Here is a 20,386-nt window from a genome sequence, read left to right on the forward strand (position 1 = left end):
CGGAACCGCGAACCCCGCGCGCCCGCGCACCGGTCCGTCGCGAGCCGATGGGAACGTGCACCCCGGGGCTATGGGGATGGCCCCGGGGTGTCCTCATGCCCGGACCCGGCCGCTCAGCGCAGGGTGAGCGGGGTCTCGGAGTCCAGACGGGTGAGCTTCTCCGGATTGCGGACGTAGTACAGGCCGGTGATCAGGCCGCCCTCGACGCGGGCCGCCATGATCCCGTCGAACTCGCCGTCCAGGTGGATGGCCAGCGCGGGGTGGCCGTTGACCATCGTGGCCCTGCCGGTGACCGCCGAGCCGACCTTGCGCAGGCCCCCCATGGTCGCCCGGACCACCCGGTCGGCGCCGACGATCGCGTTCGGCACGGCCCGCTTGATGCCGCCGCCGTCGCCCACGAGGACGACATCGGGGGCGAGCACGTCCATCAGGCCCTGGAGGTCCCCGGTCTCGAAGGCGCGCCGGAACGAGTCCAGCACCGCCCGGCCCTGGTCGGGCGCGACCGTCTCGCGCGGGCGGCGGGCGTCCACGTGGCGCCGGGCCCGGTGGGAGATCTGGCGGACCGCCGCCGACGTCTTCCCCACGGCCGCCGCGATCTCGTCGTAGCCGAGGCCGAAGGCCTCCCGCAGCACGAACACGGCGCGCTCGGTGGGCGACAGCGTCTCCAGGACCAGCATGAGCGCCATCGACACGCTCTCGGCGAGCTCGACGTCCTCGGCCACGTCGGGCGAGGTGAGGAGGGGTTCGGGCAGCCAGTTGCCGACGTAGGACTCGCGGCGGCGCTTGAGCGTGCGCAGGCGGTTCAGTGCCTGGCGGGTGGTGATCCGGACCAGATAGGCGCGCGGTTCGCGGACCTGCTCCCGGTCGACCTCGGCCCAGCGCAGCCAGGTCTCCTGGAGGACGTCCTCGGCGTCGGCGGCGGAGCCGAGCATCTCGTAGGCGACCGTGAACAGCAGGTTGCGGTGGGAGACGAAGTCCTCCGTCGCCGGATCGGCCCGCCGCTCCCGCCCGGTGTCCTCCACGGTCCTCATCCCTTCACGGACTCGGTGGCGGAGCGCTGCCGGAGCAGGCGCTCGCGGTGGCCGCCGTCCCCGAACCGCACCCGGCGCCCGCCGGGCCTGCTCGCCTCGTCGGACAGCTGCCCGACGATGCCCCGGCAGATGAACTCCTTGATCCTCCCACCGGCCCGGCCGGAGATGTGGGCTCCGCGGGCGATGTCGTTGCGGTGGGCGATCTGGAAGATACCGTTACGGCGGCCGAGGCTGATGCACTGGGCGGCGAACATGACGGTCAGGGGCTCGGGCGCCCGCCCCTCGATCCGGGCGAGTACCGTGTCGGCGGCCTGCGGGCCGGACTGGACGGCCGCCTGGCAGCTCATCCGGACGGGGAGGCCCGACGGCGCGGCGGCGTCGCCGGTGGCGACGATGTGCGGGCTGTCGAGGCTGGTGTAGGTCTCGTCGGTGAGCAGGCGGCCCTCGGCGTCGGTGCTCAGGCCGCTGTCGCGGGCCAGGCGCGGGACGGAGAAGCCGACGGCCCACACGGTGACCGCGCTGGGCAGTTCCCGGCCGTCGGCGAGGCGGACGGAGGCGTCGGCCACGGCGGTCACCCGGGAGCCGGGGCCGTCGAGGACGGTGACGCCCAGGGCCGCGAGGCGCCGGGCGACCGAACGGCGGCCGCGCGGGTGCAGGTAGGGGCCGAGCAGGCCGCCGCAGGCCAGGGTGACGGGGTGCACGGTGGCCTCGGCCAGCTCGGCGGCGACCTCGATCCCCGTGGGGCCGCCGCCGACCACGGTGACGGGCGCCGCCGCCGGGGCCGCGTCCAGGACCCGCTTCAGGGCGCGGGCCTCCTCCAGACTGGCGAGGGGGTGCGCGAACTCGGCGGCGCCGGGGACGCCGGATACCGCGCTGGAGCTGCCGACGGCGTAGACGAGGTGGTCGTAGTGGAGCGGATCCCCTGCGGCCAGTTCGACGGTGCGCGCGGCCGCGTCGATCCGCGTGGCCGTGTCGACCACCAGCCCGACGGCGGGGGCGAGCACGTCGGCGTAGTCGACGACGGCCCCGTGGGTGTCGGCGGCCAGCTGGTGCAGGCGGATGCGGTCGACGAAGGCGGGGCGCGGGTTGACCAGGGTGACGGCGAGGTCGGTGCGCCGGGTGAGGCGGTTGGCGGCGAGGACGCCGGAGTATCCGCCGCCGATGACGACGACTCGGGTGTTCGCGGTCATGGTGTCTCCTCCGTTTTCAGCGGGTCGACCACAGGACACCGGCGGCCCGCGGTCTGTGACACCGCGCCGGGGGATCCGCGGCACCGGACCGGAAAAGGCGGGGCGGGGGCGGCGCCACGCCGCCCCCGCCCCGCCGGGCCCGGACTCACATCCCGGGGCCGCCGGGACGTGTGCCCACGGCGAAGCGGGTGCGGGCCGTCGCGGGCAGGCCCTCCCGGGTCACCGCGGGTTCGAGCAGGGCGAAGGCCCTCTCCCGGAACTCCTCCAGCAGGTCGGCCGGCAGCCGCTCGTAGAAGGCCCGGAAACCGGTGGTCCAGGTCCACTCCCACCAGGCGGCGGTGTCGGCGAAGACGAACGCCGACTCCTCCTCCACCACCCGCACGCCGGTGAACCCCGCCTCGGCGAGCAGCCCCCCGGCGTTCATGCCGAAGTCCGGCCTGCGCGCGGCCGCCGGACCGGCGCGCAGCGCGACGGACCGGAACAGGTCCGACATGGCCGCGCGGTCCCCCGGCATGAGCTGCTCCACCGGAACGGAGACCCCGCACCGTCCGCCGGGGCGCAGCGCGCGCAGGAAGCCGCGCGCCGCGGACCCCGGGTCGGGCATGAGGAACAGCGCGAACGCGCACAGCACCCTGTCGTAGGAGCCTTCGGCGACGGTGAGCGCCTGGGCGTCCATCCGGGCCGCCGTGGCGTTCGCCGTGCCCCGCCCGGCGATGTCGGCGGCGAGCTGTCGGACCATGCCCTCGGACAGGTCCACCCCGTGCACGGCACCCGCCGGGCCCACCCGCTCGGCCGCCGGGAACAGGCACGCTCCGCGGCCCGCGGCCACGTCGAGGACGCGCTCCCCCGGCAGGGGGTCGACCAGGTCGACCAGGCGGCGCCCCAGTACGGCGAAGTGGCCGACGTGCGGGTCGTATCCGTCGGCGCACCTGTCGTACAGGGCGGCCCACGCCGAGGTCGTCATCGGCGCCGCTCCCCTCGCGCCGTCTCGGCCAGCGCCTCCGAGATCGTCTCGGCGACCGTGTCGATGTCCTGCCTGGTGTGCGCTGTGCTCAGGAACCAGGGCTCGGCGGGCACGGGGTGGAAGTACACGCCCCGGCGCTGGCAGGCCGTCTGCAGCAGCCGGTGCCCGGCCTCGTCCACCTCGCCGGTCGCGGGGTCGGTGAGCGCCACCGACATCATCGAGCCGACCCGGCCGATCCGTGCGGTGCGCCCGGCGCCGTCGACGGCCTCGCGCACCCGCGCCTCGGCGTGGGCGCCGATCCCGTCCAGCTCGGTGTACAGCGCCCCCGCCGCCCGGATCTTGGCCAGCGTCGCGGCCACCGCCCGCAGGGCCGCGTGGTTGCCCGAGTAGACCCCGGCGTGGAACGCCTCGTACCGGGCCAGCGGCTCCATCACCTCGCGCGACCCTCCGAAGGCCGCGACGGGGAACCCGCCGCCCATCGCCTTGGACACCACGGTCAGGTCGGGCACGACGCCGTACAGCTCCTGGCCGCCGCCCCGGGCGACCCGGAAGCCGGTGATCACCTCGTCGAAGACCAGCAGCGCGCCGTGCTCGCCGGTCAGGCGGCGCAGCAGCTCCAGGAAGCCGGCGTCGGGCACGACCACGCCGTCGTTGGCCAGGACCGGCTCGCACATCACCGCGGCCAGTTCGGCCCCGTGGTCGGCGAACACCTTCTCCACCGCCGCCGCGTCGTTCCAGGGGACCTGGAGGGTGTGCTCCATCGCCTCCGGGATCATCCCCGCGGCCCCCGGGGCGGGTCGGCGGCCGTCGCCCCCGCGCGATCGCAGGAGCGTCTCGCTCCAGCCGTGGTAGTGGCCCTCGAAGGTCAGCACGAGGGTCCGGCCGGTGACCGCGCGCGCGAGGCGCACCGCCGACATCAGCGCCTCGGTGCCGGAGTTGGCGAACCGGAGCCGTTCGACGCCGGGCACCAGCTCCGCCACCAGCCCCGCCGCCTCCCGGTCGATCCGGTGCGGCAGCCCGGTCATGTGCCCGCGGCCGAACTGGGCGGCGATCTGCGCGGTCACGTCCGGGTCGGCGTAGCCGAACAGGTGGGGGCCGTAGCCCATGTTGACGTCGATGAGCTCGTTGCCCTCGATGTCGCGGACCCGGCAGCCGGAGGCCGAGTCCACGACGATCGGCTCGATGATCCCGCGGGCCCGCATGTTGCTGCTGACGCCGCCCGCCACGAACCCGTGGAGGTCGGCGTAGGCGGCCTGGTTGGACAGTCCCGTCCTGGGGCCGTCGATGGTGGTCATCATGGTCCTTTCACGTGGTCAAGGTGTCGCCATGGAGTGGAACCGGTCGGGGGAGAAGGGGGTGAGCAGGTCCGGGCGCCCTCCCGAGGAGATCTCGTCCGCGACCAGGCGGCCCAGGAGCGCCCCGAGCGTGGCACCGCTGTGCGTGACGGCCTCGTAGTAGCCGGGCACGGCGTCCAGGAAGCCCACGCTGGAGCCCCCGTCCGCCGGGAAGGCCCTGATGCCGACGCGGACCGCGGTGGGCCGGGTGCCGCGCAGGCCGGGCAGGACGCGGCCCGCCCGCTCGATCAGGTCCCGGACGGGGGAGTCGAGCGGTTCCCCGGACGGCCCGGCCAGCCGGGCGTCGACCCCGTCCGAGCGGACCCGCACGCCGTCGGGGCCGGCGGGCCGGACGCTGACGTCCGGGCCGAGCAGCATGGCGTCCACGCCGCCGGGCAGGGGCAGGTCCGCCAGCAGCCCCGGGGTGGGGGCCAGGGCCAGGGGGCCGCCGACGAGGCCGGCGACCTCCTCGGCCCCCGCGCCCGCCGCGTTGACCACCGTCCTGGCGTCCACCCGGCCGCCGCCGGCCAGAGCGACGCCGCACACCGCGCCCGCGGCGTCGGTGAGGATCCGTTCGACGCGGGCCCCGAACCGGACCTCGGCCCCCTCCCGCCGGGCCCGGTCGACCATCCACCCGGCCATGGCCGGCAGGTCGACCCAGCCCTCGTCGGGCAGCCGCACGACACGGGGGGACAGGGCGGCGCGGTCGACACCGCGCGGGACGGCGGGCGCGTCCGGTGCGACCTCCTCCGCCGCGTAGCCCCACTGCCGTGCCCGGGCCAGGTCGGCGTCCAGGCGGTCGGGGTCCCGCGCCCAGAGCAGGGTCGGGCAGGGGTGGAACCCGGGCGCCCCCTGGGCGCCGATCCGGTGGAGTTCGCGCAGGCCCGCGTGGTTCAGGTCGAAGTAGGCCCGGGGCGGCTTGCCGAAAGCGGTGGCACGCGAGAACGAGGCGGCGCTGGCCGCCGTCGCGGGTGCGGGCGCGGCCTCCAGCACCCGCACGCGCGCCCCCGCCAGCGTGAGGTTCCAGGCCACCGAGGCGCCGACGATCCCCGCGCCGACGACCACAACGTCACACATGCGCCCGCTCCGTTCCGGCCGACGCTACGGGCACGGGGGCGTCCTCCCAGGACACCGGGCCCTGGGGCCAGTCCGCGGGCACGTTCCGGACCCGCTCGGGCGTCGCCCAGCCGGTGCGGTCGCCGCCGGTGAGGTTGACCAGGACCACGTCGTCCGCGGCGATCTCCCCCTCCCGGCGCATCTTCACCGCGCCGGCGAGGGCGGTCGCGCTCGCGTGGCACACGCGCAGGCCCTCGGTCTCCTCCAGCAGGTCGCGGGCCGCGTTGATCTCGGCCTCGCTCACGGAGGTGATCCGGCCGCCGCTGCTCCGGCAGACCTCGCGGATGTAGGGGTAGGTGCGGGTGGGGTCGCCGCGCAGGATGGCCTCGGCCGGCCCCTTCGGGTCGTGCACGATGTGCCGCGGGGCGATGGACTCGGCCCCCTCCGCGTAGGCCCGGGCCATGGGGGCGCATCCGGCCTGCTGCACCGCCGTGAACCTCGGCACGCGGGAGAGCCGCCCCAGCAGCCGGTACTCCAGGGCGCCCTTGTAGGCGCCCAGGAGGCCCATGCCGCTGCTGACGGCCTGGAACACGTGGTCGGGCTCGGCGTCCATCTGGTCGAAGGCCTCCAGGTAGGCCAGTTTCAGGCCCTCCCTGCGGGCGACGTTGAAGAACCCGCCCTCGGTGAACGCGCCGGTCCGCAGGGCGAAGCGCCGGGCGGCCCGGCCGGCCTCGACGAAGTCGCCGTCGACCAGGTAGGTGGTGACCGAGGGGTGGTCGGGGTAGTTGAGCCGGTGCCGGAAGCGCCGGCCGCAGAACAGGGCGAGTTCGACCCCCTCCAGGGACTGCACGCCGTGGGCGTAGGCCGTGGAGCTGTTGCCCGTGGACGCCATGACGAACCGCCGCACGCCGAGTTCGGCGAGCCTGGAAAGGCCGACGGAGGCGATGCGGTCCTTGGTGCTCCGGGTGGGGTTCTCGCTCTCGTTCTTCAGTGCGATTCTGGACATCCCTATTCGTTCGCCCAGTTTCTCCGCGGTGAAGCAGGGGGTGCTGCCCTCGCCGAGCCATTTGAGGGAATTCCGGTCGCGGACGGGCAGGAGGTCGAAATACCTCTGGAGGGGGTTTTCTCCTTTTTGGGGAGGGCCCTCGGCAGTGGACACCGACGCCAGGTCGTGGACGGCGTCGATCGCCCCGTCGCAGGTCGGACAGCGATGGGCCGCCTCATCGGGGGACGGGTCTCCGCACAGTACGCACATCAGTGTGAATCCGCCGGGCGTCGCGGGCGCGCGCTCCATCAGCGTCTCGTAGCGCAGGGCCGGGCTCATGGGTCCCTTTCGATCGAGGGTCGGGCGGGCATGCCGAGTGCATTGTTTCCCCGCCTGCCGCCGGGGGAACCACCTTTCTGGAAATTTTTATTTCCGAGCCCGGGCGGGCCGGAAAATCGGAAGAGAGATGGCTAATTCGGTATGTCGGTTGATTTTCTCTCCCCTGGAGAATGGTCTGGTTTCGACGGCTTGCGGAAGGTCTGGGAGGACCGGCTGCCCGAGGCGCTGGCCAGGGCGTCCCGCAGCGACTTCTACCGGCCCCGCCTGGAGGGCCGGGTGTCCCGCACGGGCCCCGACGACCTGGCCGTGCTGCCCCTGACCACCAAGGACGACCTGCGGGCGGGCTACCCCTTCGGCATGCTCGCCGTCCCGCGCCGGAGGGTGGTCTCCTACCACGAGTCCAGCGGCACGTCGGCGGGCCGGACCACGGCGTCGTTCCACACGGAGGCGGACTGGGAGGAGATGCTCGACCGCTTCCGCCGGGGGCGGACGTCCCTGGGGCCGGACGACACCGTGCTGGTCCGGGTGCCCTACGCGATGGTCACCATCGGCCACCAGGTCCACGGTGCGGCCAGGGCGGCGGGGGCGATGGTGGTCCCGGCGGACGCGCGCTCGACCGCGATGACCTACCGCCGGGTGCTCGGGCTGCTGTGCGACTTGGAGGTGACCGTCGCCGCCGCGCTGCCGACCGAGCCGCTGCTGTGGGCCGCCTGTGCGCGCGAGACGGGCGGGACCCCCCGCGAGCACGCCCCCCACCTGCGTGCCCTGCTCGCCACCGGTGAGCCGCTGAGCGACGCCCGCAGGAACCGGATCGGCGAGCTGTGGGGCTGCGACGTCGTCGTCAGCTACGGCAACTCCGAGTGCGGCTCCAGCCTGGCGGGCGAGTGCCCCGAGGGCACCCTGCACCTGTGGGCGGACCGCTACCTGCCCGAGGTGCTCGACCCCGCCACGGGGCGCACCTCCCGGGAGGGGAGCGGCCGCCTGGTCGTGACCACGCTGTACCGCGAGGCCATGCCGCTGGTGCGCTACGACACCGGCGACGCGGTGGAGCTGTCCTACGGGGAGTGCCCGTGCGGGTGGGCGCTGCCCCGGATCCGGGTGCTGGGGCGCTGGGACCAGGGGGTCGAGGTGGGCGGCCGGACCGTGTTCGGCTCGCAGGTGGAGGAGGTCGTGTTCGGCCTGCCCGCCCGCCTGGGGGTGCTCATGTGGCGGGCGCGGACGCACGCGGGGCGCCTGCACGTGCGCGTCGAGGTTCCGGAGCCGGACGCCGCCGAGGCGGTCGCCGCGCTGACCGGGGGCCTGGACGCGGCCTTCGGGCCGGGGTGCCGGGTCGAGGCCGTGCCCCTGGGGACCCTGGTTTCCCTCGAGGAGCTGACCCGCGCCTCGCACGTCGCCAAGCCCCGCTACCTCTCGGCCGCCGAGGAGGACACGGGGCTCGCCTACCCGGCCCCGGCGGCCCCCTGACCGCTCGCCGAGGGTGGCGAGCGGCGACAAGCGACGAGCGAGCAGCGAGAAGTCGGAGAGGACGAGAAGATGACCCCTGTACTGGAGGCCCTGGCCGCCGCGCGGGACCGGCAGGCCCTGCACGACCCCCGGGACACGCTCACGGCGGGAGAGGCTCTGGACACCGTGTACCGGGTCGCCCGGGCCCTGGCGGAGTACGGCCACGGCCCGGGGCGGGTCGTGGCCCTGGTCGGCCCCATCAGCGCCCGGATGTACCTGGTGTCCCTCGCCGCCCAGGTCACCGGCGGGGCACAGGTGGAGATCCCCGTCGCGATGCCCGCGCGCGACCAGGCCGCCCTGGTTCAGCGGTGCCGGGCGGACCTCGTGGTCGTGGACCCCGACGCGGCCGACGCGTCGGCGGTCGAGGGGCCGGGGGTCCGGGTGCTGACACTGGCGCCCTCGCCGTCGGGCGAGGACCTGTTCGCCGCGGCCGAGAGGTGCTCGGCCCGGCCGCTCGCCCCGCGGTTCCGGAGCGGGGACCCCAGTCGCATCTCCCTGACCGGCGGGACCACGGGCCGCGCCAAGCCCGTTCTGCGCCGGTACCGGGCGCCGGTCCACACCCGGTCGCCGTGGGCGCACCACCTGGGGCAGGACGGGACGGGGCCGCGGCGCGTGCTCAAGACGGAGCGCCTCACCGGGCTGGGGAGGACCCTGGGCGACGTGGCCGTGACCTGTGGCGCGGAGCTCGTCACGCTCCCGGTGTTCGACCCGTCCGAGGTGCTGGCCGTCATCCGGGGGAGAGGGATCACCCATCTGCTCCTCGCCCCGCACCAGCTGCGCCTGCTGCTGGACCTGCCTGAGACGGCGGGGGCGGACCTGTCGTCCCTGCGCTGTGTCGTCACCGCGACGGCCGCGGCCAGCCCGGCGCTGCTGCGCCGGGCGGTGGAACGGTTCGGGCCGATCGTGCACGCCACCTACGGGCAGACGGAGGCGGGGCACATCTGCTGGCTGGAGCCGGAGGACTATGCGAGGACCGGGCCCGCGGCGTCGTACGGGTGCGGGAGGCCCATCCCGGGGGCGCAGGTCCGGATCCGCGACGAGGGGGGCGCGGATCTGGCCGCCGGTGAGCGCGGGCGGGTGTGGGTGCGCACCCCCTTCCTGATGGACGAGTACCTGGACATGCCGGAGGACACCGCGCGGGTGCTGCGTGAGGGGTGGCTGGACACCGGTGATGTCGGGTTCTTGAACGGGGAGGGGTTCCTGACCCTGCTGGGGCGCTCGACCGACGCCATGGTGATCGGGGGAGAAGTTGTTTATTCGGCCGAGGTGGACGCGCTCCTCCAGGAGCACCCGGCGGTGGAGGACTCGGTCACGTTCGACGTGCCGGGGGAGGGGGGAGCGAGCCTGCACACGGCCGTGGTCCTGCGGGGGGAGAGTGAGGGGGACGTTGGGGAGGACGAACTGAGGGCGCTGGTGGCCGCAAGGTTGCCTGAGAGCCATGTGCCGTCGTCGTTCCGGTTCGTGTCCCGGATCCCGTTGACGTACGCCCATGAGCCGTGCTGGGACACCCTGCGTGCGGGGGCGATGGCCCGGACCCGCTGAGGGGAGGGGCTCGCTGAGAAGGTGTGGACCGGCCCCGCCGAAAGGTCTTCGGTGGGGCCGGTCCGGGTGCTAGTTCGCGGGGAGCACCCGCAGGAGCGCGGTCCACTCCCCGGCGGCGAAGCCGAGGTGCCCCAGTTCCCGGTTCTGTGTGTCCCGCACCAGGGTCTCGGCCCCCTCCGCGACCTCCACGCAGCTGCCGCTGCCGCCGCTGTAGCTGCTCTTGTGCCACTGGGGTTCACGCATTGTCGACCAACTCTCGAATCAGCTGACGGCTTCGGGCCTCTGGATACGCCTCACCTTGGAGGAGGCCGAAGTTCGTCACGCACTCCTGGTACCGATCGGTGTCATTGATGATGACCTCACCGGTCATGTACTCGGCGGAGGCCACCGGGGGCTCATCAGCGAAGGTGTAGAGGCGGAACGCACCGCCGTTGCCGTAGTGGTGCGGGGTGTCATGGGGAACGATCTGCAGACGCACCCTACCCGCCTCCGCCTCTCGGAGCAGCCGCCGCCGCTGCTCGTGCAGTAGACCGTTTCCGCACCCGCCAACCCGCTGGTGTAGCACCGCTTCGGTGATGACCATGAGAATCAGCGGCCGCGGCTCCTTGCCCAGGATCTCCTGGCGTTCCATGCGAGCTTCGACCAGCCTGTCCGCTGAGGCTTTGGTGATCCCGGGGAAGGTGTCCTCGAAGATGGCGCGCGCATAGTCAGGGGTCTGCACGAGCCCCGGAACTACCAACGGCTGGAACTCCCTGAGTTGTGTCACGGCCGCCTCCAGGTCCGGAAGCTCTGCGAACCTCAGGGGATTCTGTGTCTGTCGTTGGAGCTTCCCCCACTCCTCAGCGATGCGTCCTGCGGCTTTGAGAACTTCGTCCAACTTGTTGACGTACTTCTCGTCAACGTGCCTGGTGCCCGTTTCCCAAGCGGAGTAATAGCTCCCGACTACTCCCATCTCACGGGCGACATCCACCTGCCTCAGGCTGAGCTGATTTCTGTGATGCCGCAGTTGGCGGCCGAAAGTCCTCCACTTGGGGTCGACTCGTCGGTTCACCTTCGCCTCCATGGATCGCCAAGAGATCTACAGATTACACAGGGATTCCACTGGTATGGAAGAGAAATTCACCAACTCATCCATCCTTCGTCTAGGTGGAACAGTCTATTGAGCTTGCAACCTGCTTCTTGGATGGTGGATCCGTGGCAGAGTCCCAGTGGAGTCGTGTGACCTCGGGAGCCTCTGTCGGGCAAAAGGTATTTACGGGGCTATTCATAAAAAAGCCTCGGCAGTCGAAGTGAGAAGCGCCTGCCGAGGCCGTGCCCCAAATCGAACGTATGACCATCGAGGTGAGACGGAATGCAGTGTATCGCCGGGGAACACGCCCCTCCGAGGGGTGACGCGACCACGATCACGGTGGTGCGGGGACGGTCAGGGGTGCGCCACCTGCGCCCGGCCGAACTCACGGCCGTGCGGCGCAAGGCACGCGCGGCCTTCGCCCTGAACCACGGCGGAGCGGGCGGCGACCTGCTCTCCCCGGAGTTCTCCCCACTGTTCACCCGCCCGCACCCGGGCCGGCGGGCGTCGGCCCCGCATGTGTCCCCGCCCCGCCCGGCCGGGGCCGGCCGCCCCACCACCGGCCGGGTGATCCCCCTCCGCCCCGACCTCGTGGGCTGGACCCGTCCCCTGACCGGTGGAAGCCCCCTTCACCTGCTCCCGGGGCGCGGACGCCACCACCGGCCGGAGTCCCCGGTCCGCCCGACCCTGGCGGACTACACCCACCGGGCCCCGGCACCGCCTTCCACCGGCCGGCGGACCACCACCCTGGCCGGACGTGAGGCCCCGCCCCCGGCCTCCACCCCGGAGCAGCGGCCCGCCATCCGGCGCCGCGCGTCCCGGGTCCGCGCCTACGTCGCGCACCCCGCGGGCGACCTGGCCCCGCTCACCCTCGCGGTCCGCGCCTACCTGGCCAAGGGGGTGCGGTGATGCTCGTCGGGGACATCAACATCACGGACCTGTTCGACGCCATCGGGGCCGCCCTGGCCCTGCCGCCCGTCGCGACCCCGGACGAGGAGGCCGCCCGCGCCTCCCTCCTCGGGCGGCGCATCGCCGCCGTCTGCGCGGCGGTCGACCACGTCCGCACCACGGGCGACCCGGTCGAGGCCATCGGCATCCTCGACGCGGCGGTGGAGGAGCACCCGGCCGACTACGCCCTCCGGCCCCCGCGCCCGAGGAGCGCGCCGTGATCCCGCGGCCCTGCGGGGAGACCTCGCTGAACAGCGGCGGGTTCCGGCGCACCTGCGTCCTCGACTCCGACCACACGGGAGACCACGAGGACCTCGACGGCCGGACCTGGCAGCCTCCGGGGACCGTTCTTGCCCGCCTGCGCGCCGCCTGGGGCGACACCCACCGCATCGCCTGGACCGGTTCGCTCTGGGTCGCGGTCCACCGCGACCCCGCCGCCTCCTGGCGCACACACGTCGAACCCACACCGGCCCAACTCGAAGACCGCCTCCGCCGACACACGGCCTCACGTGCCGAGTCTCGGCCGCGCCGGTAGCTCGTCTCTGAGGCAGGGGTCGTGCCGTGTCTGCGGCCCCTGTCTCCGTTCGTCCGCGTGCGCCGCCCTGCTTGAGTACTCAAGCCGCCACATGCCACAGTGGACGAGGCCGCAGGCCCCTCTGAGGCTAGGTAACGCGGGGATAACGTCCCGCGTTTTCCCAGGTCGCGAACTGTGAGCCCCGCGCACGCGGGGATGGACCGCGTTGGCCAACAGGCTGCACGAGGCCGGGAAAGTGAGCCCCGCGCACGCGGGGATGGACCGCAGGGGTGGGTGCGCCCGGACGGGCGCCGCACGTGAGCCCCGCGCACGCGGGGATGGACCGACCGCCCTGGCCCTGGCCGCGGGTGCGATCGCGTGAGCCCCGCGCACGCGGGGATGGACCGGGCGGTTCCCAGCGCAGTGGGCGGCATCCCCGGTGAGCCCCGCGCACGCGGGGATGGACCGGTCTGGTCACTCATGGGTTTCGGTCTCCAGGGGTGAGCCCCGCGCACGCGGGGATGGACCGTATCTGGAGGAGCCCGCGCAGCGGGAGTCCTCGTGAGCCCCGCGCACGCGGGGATGGACCGGGCTCCGCCTCCTCGGGCCGGCCGCCCCAGAGGTGAGCCCCGCGCACGCGGGGATGGACCGCGGGTCTCGACTGGGACCAGGGGTCGGTGGACGTGAGCCCCGCGCACGCGGGGATGGACCGCCCGGGCTTCCGTCATGTCTGGGGTTAGATGGGTGAGCCCCGCGCACGCGGGGATGGACCGGCGGGGCCCAGCTCGTTGCCGCCGAGCTGGCCGTGAGCCCCGCGCACGCGGGGATGGACCGGCGGACCGCGATGGCGCTCGCGCAGTGGAGCAGTGAGCCCCGCGCACGCGGGGATGGACCGCCCGCGATCTTCTCCGCCTGCTCGTACAGGGCGTGAGCCCCGCGCACGCGGGGATGGACCGACGGCCAGGCGGACGGCCTCGTGCCCGGGGAAGTGAGCCCCGCGCACGCGGGGATGGACCGGAGCGCTCGGATCTTCAAGGGCGGGTGCTGCGGTGAGCCCCGCGCACGCGGGGGTGGACCGAGCGAGTCCCGGCCGCGCCGGTGACCCGCACATCCGGGGTGGAGGCCGCACCGGCGTCCTCCACCCCGCACCCCTCAAACCCCATCCGCCTCCACGACGGTCACCTGCCACAGATGCCCGTCCAGGTCGGCGCAGACACCGGCATAACCCCACGGCTGCTGCTCGGGCGCCGCCACGATCTTGCCTCCGGCCTGCCGGGCCCGTTCGATCACCTCGTCGACCGCCTTCGGCGTGCCGACCGCGAAACTCAGCAGCACCTCGTGCGATCGGGGCGGTGCGACCTCCCGGCCTTCGCCCAGGACCCACCCGAACCCTCCCGTCGGAATGAGCATCAGCCGCGTTCGCTCGCCGATCTCGAACTGCAACGGCTCGGGCACCCCGTCCTCGGCCGGTTCGCCCAGCGCCGCGAGACCGAACACCTCCCGGTAGAACACCATCGCCCGCATCCGGTCCGCGATCGGCAGACTCACCACGATCGCGCCGCCATCACTTGCGGCCATGACCACTCCCTTCCTTCTGTGCGTCTTCCGGATCCATCCCTTCCGACCCCCGCGAGCCCCCGAATTCATCGCCCTCAGGCCGATGACACCGAAGATCTCCGCAACATGCCCCGTGCCGTGAGCCCCGCGCACGCGGGAACGGTCCGACCGGACCCGTGAACGCCTACCGGATGGCGACCCCGATCACCGTGCCCACGTGATCCTCCTCCGGTGCCGTCTCCTCCCACACCCGAACCTGGCCGAACCCGTGCCCGGTGAGGATGTTCTCCCACTCCTCGGGTTCGTAGGCCCACCGGTACACCCACACCCGGCGGCCGTTGAACCCGACCCCGTACATGCCCTGCACCCCGTACGACCCCGGTACCGCCGAAGCGTGGGAGAACACGAACCTCCCGCCGGGCTCTAACCGGTCATGGACGAGGGGGAACAGCACCGCGGGGTCGGTGAACCACGCCGCGCCCCAGATCGAGTAGACCGCCTCCCACTTCCGGGCGGTGCCGCCCAGGAACTCGGTCACGTCCGCATGGTGGAACTCCGCACCCAGGTGCTCCCACCGCTGCTGTGCGGTGCGCACGGCCACCGGGGACATGTCTACGCCTGCGGCCTTCACGCCGAGGGAGGCCAGCGCGGCGACCGCGTCGCCCCGACCGAATCCCAGTTCCAGGGCCGTGGAGGGTTCACCGAGCAGTTCGGCTCCGGGCCCGTGCCCCGGGTACTGGGTCCACTCCAGGATCGGGGCCTCCTCCGGCCCTTGCCGGGTGACGCCCTGGATGTACCGGTCCCAGTAGCCGGGAATGTCCGTGGTCGGGTCGGCCATGGTGTGGTCCTTGCGGCTTCGGTGACAGGACCCGCACCACGGTAGCCACGCCACGGTCGTGACGGCAGGGGAACAGCGGAAAAGGCCGACACCCCGGAGACCGTGGCCTTGTACAACCAAGCGCAAGACGATCCAGGCGAGCACCTGGACTACGTAGCTGTGAGCCCCGCACATACGGGGATGGACCCTCGGACAAGAGGTCGGGCAGAGACATGCCTGAGTGAGCCCCGAGCGCACCGGGCGGCGCGCCTGGTCGACCTCGGTGCTTCGCGCGGGCGCAGCGCGACCGACACCGCGGTGGCGGGACCGGTCACGGCGCACGGGAAGGCGGTCGGGCCGTCTGCGGGCGCCGCCGAGCATGCGGGCGAAGCCGCCTGCACGTAGAGCGGGCGACGCTGCGATCCGTTGCGGTGGGGTGTTGCCGACCGGGTGCGCGCGGGCTTCCCCCGATCACCATTCGGGCAGGCGGTGTGCGACCGCTGTCCCAGCGGTGATGCAGGCGGTCCTGGAACGACTCCTCCGGCCCGCCCCCGATTCGGCTGGGTCCTGCTGGTTCGGACCCGGACGTCTGCCCGCAGCAGAAAGGACATTTCCGCTCGGTACAGCCCCCTACGGTGGAGGCCCCAGCCCCTGAAAGCCGTAGGAGTGCGTATGGATGCGATCACCGGCACAGCCGCAGGCGTGCCGTTCACGGCCCTCCCCCCGTCCGGGGGGAACACCGGCCGTGCGCCGTTGATCGTGACCTGGCACATGCTGGACGCACCGCGCACGAACGCGGCTTTCGCGGCGGCGCTGCCCATGGCCGGTGTCCCCGCCTGGCGAGTACACCTGGGCCTGCCGCTGTGCGGCTCGCGTATGGTCGACGGCCGCCTGGACAGACACCTTGAACTCGCACGCGAGGACATACTCCTGGCGTACCTCGGTCCGATCGTTCACCAGGCGGTCGAGGAGTTCCCGGCCGCGCTGGCCGAGCTGCGCCGTCAGCTCCCGATCGATGACCAGCCGATCAGCATCCTCGGTGCGTCACTCGGCGGGGCGGTGGCTCTGCGGGTGCTCACAGCGCCGCCGAGTCCGATCGGGGCGGTCGCGCTCGTCAACCCGGCCGTACGGGTGAGCGCGGCCGTCGAACTTCTCGCGACCGGGCTCGGCCAACCCTACGGTTGGACCGCTGAATCCCGCAGAGTCGCAGACGAACTGGACTTCGTCGGCCGCGCCGAAAGCCTCACGGGGGAGCCGCCGTTGCTGCTGGTCAGCGGCGAGAACGACCACCCGGCGCTGCGTGAGGACGCGCTCTCCCTGGTCGGGGTGCTGCGCGAGCGGTACGCGCATCCCTGCGACATCGAACTGGCCACCGTGCCGGGCCTGGCCCACCCGCTGGCAGATGAGCCCGGCCTGGAACCGGTTCCCCAGTCGCCCGCCGCAGTGGCGGTCGACGAGGTCCTGACCCGGTGGTTCCTCCGGGGCTTCGATGGCCTGAGCGCCGGTGGTCCTGCGGTGGCGAAGACCAGGCCTGCACAGTTCGAAACGGAGTGATGGCGTGGCGCCCGGACGAACACTTTCAGGGTTCGCCGGGCGCCATGACGGTCGGTCCGGCTGCGGTCGGCGGCGATCTGGAAGGGACCGTGGGCGCGGCCGACCCGGATCGGTGGGGTGAGCGGCCCACGGTCACCTCGTCGGGGGCGGACGAAAGGCGGGCAGGTCCCGGTCCTACCGGTCGGCCGCCGGGCGCCACTCGCGGCGGAGGAGGCCGAACACCCAGGAGTCGGAGACGTCGCCGTTGACGACGCAGTCCTCGCGGAGGGTGCCTTCGTGGACGAAGCCGAGCTTCTTCAGGACCCGGGCGGATGCTGCGTTGCGGGTGTCGGCCTCCGCCTGGACACGGTTCAGGTCCAGGGTGTCGAACGCCCATCGCAGGACGGCGTGCGCGGTCTCCGTGGCGTAGCCGTGACCCCACACGTCGGCGTCGAAGATGTAGCCCAGGGAGGCGCTGCGGAAGTCCGGGTTCCAGCCGGTCAGGCCGCACCAGCCGATGAACGCGCCGTCGGAGGCGCGGTCGACGGCCACCCGCGCCCCCGTGCCTTCCTCTCGGTCCGCATGCTGCGTCACTACGACGCGACAGGGCTCCTGCGCCCGGCCCACGTCGGGATGGACCGATGATGGGTGGTTGACGGCTGGCTGTGCAGAACTCTCTAGGGACATCCCTCTCCAAGGTCATCCCACCGAATGACCGACACTTCTCTGCCCCGCACGTGTTTCCCGGTGCGGGGCGCCCTCATCGTTCCTCAGGTCACGCGAACTGGTCGGCCGCGAGCCTGCGCAGCTCTGGCAGGCCGAGCCGTTCGCGTCCGTAGGCGATGGCATTGGTCAACACCACCATGTACCGACCCGCGTTCGGGTCGAGGTACAGGCTCGTGCCGGTGAACCCGTGGTGATACACCAACCCTCCATCCGAGAGCAGCCAGGCCAGGCCCCGGCTCGTCGATGCGTTCACCCGCGTCGCCGGACGCCATGACTCGCCGATGTACCCGGACAGAGCCGACAGGCCGCCCTTGCCGTCGTGCGCGGCCAGCAGGAGCCGCGCGAATTCGGCGAGGGCTCCGGCCGAAGCGAACACGCCCGCGTGACCGGCGACCCCGCCCAACGTGTGCGCGTTCTCGTCGTGCACGACCCCGTGCACCGGGTATCCGCCGACCAGGCGTTGCTCGGTCGGGGCGACATGCTCTCCGCGCGGAAGCGGCCCGTACTGGAACCCCGCGAGCCCGAGACGGTGGGCGAACTCGTCGAGGAGGTCGTACAGGGGTCGGCCTTCGGCCCGGGCTAGCAGCAGACCGAGCAGGATGAACCCGCGGTTGATGTACCGGTGCCTCCCCGGCGAGTCGAGCGGCTCGGACAGGATCGCCTCGGCGACGTCCCGGGCCTCGCCCGAGTACAGATCGAGCCGGGTGGCCGGCATCAGGCCCGAGGTGTGCGTGAGGATCTCCCGCGGTGTTACGGAACCACCCTCACCCTCCGCGAACCCCGGGAAGTATCCGGACACCGGCGCGTCGAGGTCGACCAGGGCCCGGGACGCGGCGTCACCGAAAAGCGGCCAGGTTGCGACGACCTTCGTCAGGCTCGCCACGTCGTACAGCGTCGAAGGCTCCGGGGCGATGGTGCCGCCCGGCGACACCGTGCCCGAGACGGCGTAGCCCGGGGTGGTTCCCACCGTTCCGGCGGCGATGATCCCGCCCGGGGTCCGGCGATCGCCCACCATGCGGTCGAGTGCTCCGCGCATGGTCGCCAGCGCCGTGTCCGCCCACACGGATGATCGCGCGGTGGGCGTTTCGGTCAATGGTCCTCCTCGGTGATGTCGGCGCCCAGCGCGCCGAGGGTGTCGGCCAGGTCCTCGTATCCGCGGCGCAGATGGCGCACACCGTAGACGCGGGTGGTACCCCTGGCCGCCAGGGCGGCCAGGACGAGGGCGGTCGCGGCTCTGATGTCGTCACCGTGCACCGTAGTGCCGCGCAGCCGGGACCGCCCGGTGATCGTGAGTTCCTGCCCGCGTGCGGTCACATCGGCGCCGAGGGCGACCAGACCGGGGACATGGGTGGCGCGTTGGGCGTAGATCCGTTCCAGCACCCGGGAGGTTCCCGGGGTCTGGGTCAGCAGCGCGACGAGTTGGGGCTGCAGATCGGTCGGGTAGCCGGGGTGAACGCCGGTCTCGACGGTGACCGGGTGCAGGTCGGAAGGTGTGGTGCGTATGGTGCCGATGCCTCGGGTGAGCTTCAGGCCCACGTCGGCGAGGGTGTCGACGAACCCCCGGGGCAGGCTGTCGAGGGTGGGGTCTTCGACCTCGACGCGGCCGTTGGTGATCGCCCCGGCCAGCAGCAGCGTGCCCGCGGCCATCCGGTCGGCGGGCACGCGTGCGGCCGCGGGGGCGAGCCGGTCGCGTCCCTCGACGAGCAGGACACCGTTCTCCGCTTCGATCGGTACCCCCATACGGCGCAGCAGCTCCGCCGTCGCGTGCACCTCGGGCTCCCCGCTCGGAGACACCACTCGTGACTCGCCCCGGGCCGAGGCGGCCAGCAGCAGGGCCGTCACGGTCGCACCGAGACTCGGACCGAAGCCGCCCGGTGTCGTGCAGTCGAAGGAGAACCCGCACAGCCCGGTCCGGATCCGGGCGGAGACGATCCCGTTGGCCGTGCGGACCTCGGCGCCCGCAGCACGCATGGCTTCCAGGTGGAGGTCGATACGGCGCACGGCGAAGGCATCGCCGCCCGGCATCGGGAAGACCGCGCGCCCGGTCCGGGCGAGTAGCGCGGCGCCGAAACAGGCGGTCGGGCGGATCATGCCGCCGAGGTCTGGCGGGATGACGCCGCTCGTGACGTCGGCCGCGTGCACGTCCATGCCGGCGCCGTCAAACGAGACCTGGGCACCGGCGGCCCCGATGATGTCGGCGACCACCCCGGTATCGGTGATCCTGGGGACGTTGTGCAGTCGAACCGGGTGGGCGGACAGCAGCGCGGCCGAGGCCAGGTGCAGGAAGACGTTCTTCGATCCCTGCACGCGGACGACCCCTGCCAGGGGACGGCCGCCTCGAATACGGAGATGGGTCATGACCTCACCCGCGCTTGAGAGGGGTACAGGCCGCCGAGCTGGTCGGTCGGGTAGATGGTCACGTCCGGTCCGATCAGCGTCCCCGGAGCGACAGAGGTCAGCGCGGGCAGTTGCACACGGTCGCCCAGGACCGCACCGAACTTCGTCTGACCGGTCCCTACGCGGGTGCCCGCGATGGTGATGGACAGTTCGTCGACGGCCGGCTCGACGACGGGCCGGTCGACCCGCAGGTTCGCCAGAACGGAGGAGGAACCGACGTTGACCTGGCTGCCGACGATCGAGTCCCCGATGAACACGAAGTGCATGGCGCGTGTGTCGGCCAGGATGAGGCTTCGGGTGATCTCGCAGGCGTAGCCGATCCTGCTCCCGGGCCCGATCACCGTGTGATCGCGAACCAGGCCGCGACCGATGTAAGCGCCCCGACAGATCAGCGCGGGGCCGGTGATGACGGCTCCGGCGTCGACGGTCGCGCCGGGTTCGACGATCACGGCACCGTCGACCTCGGCCCGGGGATGGATGGCGCCGGCCAGCGATCGGCGGGCGGTGGTGAGCCAGTCGGTCAGCGCGGACTTGACCTCGAAGACGGTCGTGGGAAGCGGGAAGGGGAGCGGCACACCGGCGGTGTCGCAGTAGTAGGAGAGGTCGAGGAACTGTCCGCTGTCCTGCTGAGGGGCCATTCGTTCCTCCGGAGGGAGTCGGTGGGTGGGCCGGCGAGCCCGGTTTCCGTGGCCGCCGTCGAGCGCGCGGGGGCGGGGGCGGGTGGCTGGACCCCGAAGGCACCGGCGCTCACCGCCTCAACGTGGGTGCCTGCGACTTTCCCCTTTCCTGTGAACTGTGTGAATTCATTGCGATCGGGCTGTTCGTGCACTTCTCCTGAGGCCCGTGGACGAGCGACAGGGTGCGAGCACGATCGGAACCGG

General features: G+C 72.7%; 20 protein-coding genes and 1 CRISPR repeat array. Of the genes, 6 read left to right on the forward strand and 14 right to left on the reverse strand.

The features are described 5' to 3' along the window. Positions 1 to 113 precede the first annotated feature (113 nt). The 6 genes from K1J57_RS15875 to K1J57_RS15900 form a co-directional block, all read right to left on the reverse strand. Positions 114 to 1,022 carry an RNA polymerase sigma-70 factor gene (locus K1J57_RS15875; protein WP_255647082.1) on the reverse strand — a complete coding sequence of 303 codons (909 nt, stop codon included), beginning with the start codon at positions 1,020 to 1,022 and terminating at the stop codon, positions 114 to 116. Between the two features lie 5 nt (positions 1,023 to 1,027). Further along, the gene (locus tag K1J57_RS15880; protein ID WP_220565218.1) at positions 1,028 to 2,221 is read right to left on the reverse strand and encodes an NAD(P)/FAD-dependent oxidoreductase; all 1,194 of its coding nucleotides are present in this window, start codon (positions 2,219 to 2,221) and stop codon (positions 1,028 to 1,030) included. 145 nt (positions 2,222 to 2,366) lie between these two features. Next, positions 2,367 to 3,185 (reverse strand): class I SAM-dependent methyltransferase, encoded by an 819-nt coding sequence (locus K1J57_RS15885; RefSeq protein ID WP_220565219.1) that lies wholly within the window; start codon positions 3,183 to 3,185, stop codon positions 2,367 to 2,369. After that, positions 3,182 to 4,480, reverse strand: coding sequence for an aspartate aminotransferase family protein (locus tag K1J57_RS15890; protein WP_220565220.1), 1,299 nt, complete (start codon positions 4,478 to 4,480; stop codon positions 3,182 to 3,184). The genes K1J57_RS15885 and K1J57_RS15890 overlap by 4 nt, the downstream gene beginning before the upstream one ends. Positions 4,481 to 4,498: 18 nt before the next feature. Next, positions 4,499 to 5,596, reverse strand: a complete 1,098-nt coding sequence (locus tag K1J57_RS15895; protein WP_220565221.1) for an FAD-binding oxidoreductase — start codon at positions 5,594 to 5,596, stop codon at positions 4,499 to 4,501. Then, positions 5,589 to 6,899 (reverse strand): pyridoxal-phosphate dependent enzyme, encoded by a 1,311-nt coding sequence (locus tag K1J57_RS15900; RefSeq protein WP_220565222.1) that lies wholly within the window; start codon positions 6,897 to 6,899, stop codon positions 5,589 to 5,591. The genes K1J57_RS15895 and K1J57_RS15900 overlap by 8 nt, the downstream gene beginning before the upstream one ends. Before the next feature lie 189 nt (positions 6,900 to 7,088). On the opposite strand from K1J57_RS15900, the gene K1J57_RS15905 reads away from it, so the two are divergent. Both K1J57_RS15905 and K1J57_RS15910 read left to right on the forward strand, forming a co-directional pair. Beyond that, entirely contained in the window at positions 7,089 to 8,363 is a 1,275-nt protein-coding gene (locus tag K1J57_RS15905; RefSeq protein ID WP_220565223.1) for a phenylacetate--CoA ligase family protein, read from the forward strand. A 69-nt stretch (positions 8,364 to 8,432) separates the two neighbouring features. After that, entirely contained in the window at positions 8,433 to 9,944 is a 1,512-nt protein-coding gene (locus tag K1J57_RS15910; RefSeq protein WP_220565224.1) for a class I adenylate-forming enzyme family protein, read from the forward strand. 69 nt (positions 9,945 to 10,013) lie between these two features. Here the strand turns inward: K1J57_RS15910 and K1J57_RS15915 are convergent, their stop codons facing one another. Both K1J57_RS15915 and K1J57_RS15920 read right to left on the reverse strand, forming a co-directional pair. Beyond that, the gene (locus tag K1J57_RS15915; protein WP_220565225.1) at positions 10,014 to 10,187 is read right to left on the reverse strand and encodes a DUF397 domain-containing protein; all 174 of its coding nucleotides are present in this window, start codon (positions 10,185 to 10,187) and stop codon (positions 10,014 to 10,016) included. Beyond that, positions 10,180 to 10,995, reverse strand: a complete 816-nt coding sequence (locus tag K1J57_RS15920) for a helix-turn-helix transcriptional regulator (protein WP_255647083.1) — start codon at positions 10,993 to 10,995, stop codon at positions 10,180 to 10,182. Before K1J57_RS15920 ends, K1J57_RS15915 begins: the two co-directional genes overlap by 8 nt. A gap of 360 nt (positions 10,996 to 11,355) precedes the next feature. Here K1J57_RS15920 and K1J57_RS15925 point away from each other — a divergent pair, with 360 nt between their 5' ends. Genes K1J57_RS15925 through K1J57_RS15935 form a run of 3 tightly spaced genes read left to right on the forward strand, consistent with a single transcriptional unit; the run spans position 11,356 to position 12,496 of the window. Then, positions 11,356 to 11,922 carry a hypothetical protein gene (locus K1J57_RS15925; RefSeq protein WP_220565946.1) on the forward strand — a complete coding sequence of 189 codons (567 nt, stop codon included), beginning with the start codon at positions 11,356 to 11,358 and terminating at the stop codon, positions 11,920 to 11,922. After that, positions 11,922 to 12,182 carry a hypothetical protein gene (locus tag K1J57_RS15930; RefSeq protein WP_220565227.1) on the forward strand — a complete coding sequence of 87 codons (261 nt, stop codon included), beginning with the start codon at positions 11,922 to 11,924 and terminating at the stop codon, positions 12,180 to 12,182. Before K1J57_RS15925 ends, K1J57_RS15930 begins: the two co-directional genes overlap by 1 nt. After that, positions 12,179 to 12,496 carry a hypothetical protein gene (locus K1J57_RS15935; protein ID WP_220565947.1) on the forward strand — a complete coding sequence of 106 codons (318 nt, stop codon included), beginning with the start codon at positions 12,179 to 12,181 and terminating at the stop codon, positions 12,494 to 12,496. Before K1J57_RS15930 ends, K1J57_RS15935 begins: the two co-directional genes overlap by 4 nt. A 121-nt stretch (positions 12,497 to 12,617) precedes the next feature. Further along, a CRISPR array of direct repeats spans positions 12,618 to 13,553; the repeat unit is 29 nt; unit sequence GTGAGCCCCGCGCACGCGGGGATGGACCG. Between the two features lie 74 nt (positions 13,554 to 13,627). Here K1J57_RS15935 and K1J57_RS15940 read toward each other — a convergent pair. Continuing rightward, positions 13,628 to 14,053, reverse strand: coding sequence for a VOC family protein (locus tag K1J57_RS15940; RefSeq protein WP_220565228.1), 426 nt, complete (start codon positions 14,051 to 14,053; stop codon positions 13,628 to 13,630). A 163-nt stretch (positions 14,054 to 14,216) separates the two neighbouring features. Continuing rightward, positions 14,217 to 14,870 (reverse strand): bifunctional 2-polyprenyl-6-hydroxyphenol methylase/3-demethylubiquinol 3-O-methyltransferase UbiG, encoded by a 654-nt coding sequence (locus K1J57_RS15945; protein WP_220565229.1) that lies wholly within the window; start codon positions 14,868 to 14,870, stop codon positions 14,217 to 14,219. Positions 14,871 to 15,521: 651 nt separating this feature from the next. Between K1J57_RS15945 and K1J57_RS15950 the strand changes: the two genes are divergently transcribed. After that, on the forward strand, positions 15,522 to 16,403 hold the full coding sequence (locus K1J57_RS15950; RefSeq protein WP_220565230.1) for a S9 family peptidase: 882 nt from the start codon (positions 15,522 to 15,524) through the stop codon (positions 16,401 to 16,403). A 174-nt stretch (positions 16,404 to 16,577) separates the two neighbouring features. Here K1J57_RS15950 and K1J57_RS15955 read toward each other — a convergent pair whose 3' ends face one another. From K1J57_RS15955 to K1J57_RS15970, 4 genes are all read right to left on the reverse strand, one after another. Beyond that, positions 16,578 to 17,069, reverse strand: coding sequence for a GNAT family N-acetyltransferase (locus tag K1J57_RS15955; RefSeq protein WP_255647084.1), 492 nt, complete (start codon positions 17,067 to 17,069; stop codon positions 16,578 to 16,580). Positions 17,070 to 17,157: 88 nt separating this feature from the next. Beyond that, positions 17,158 to 18,201, reverse strand: a complete 1,044-nt coding sequence (locus K1J57_RS15960; protein WP_220565232.1) for a serine hydrolase — start codon at positions 18,199 to 18,201, stop codon at positions 17,158 to 17,160. Next, positions 18,198 to 19,415 (reverse strand): UDP-N-acetylglucosamine 1-carboxyvinyltransferase, encoded by a 1,218-nt coding sequence (locus tag K1J57_RS15965; RefSeq protein ID WP_255647085.1) that lies wholly within the window; start codon positions 19,413 to 19,415, stop codon positions 18,198 to 18,200. Before K1J57_RS15965 ends, K1J57_RS15960 begins: the two co-directional genes overlap by 4 nt. 47 nt (positions 19,416 to 19,462) lie before the next feature. Next, positions 19,463 to 20,143, reverse strand: a complete 681-nt coding sequence (locus tag K1J57_RS15970; RefSeq protein ID WP_220565234.1) for a hypothetical protein — start codon at positions 20,141 to 20,143, stop codon at positions 19,463 to 19,465. Positions 20,144 to 20,386 lie beyond the last annotated feature (243 nt).

Source organism: Nocardiopsis sp. MT53 (assembly GCF_019598965.1).
GTDB lineage: Bacteria > Actinomycetota > Actinomycetes > Streptosporangiales > Streptosporangiaceae > Nocardiopsis > Nocardiopsis changdeensis.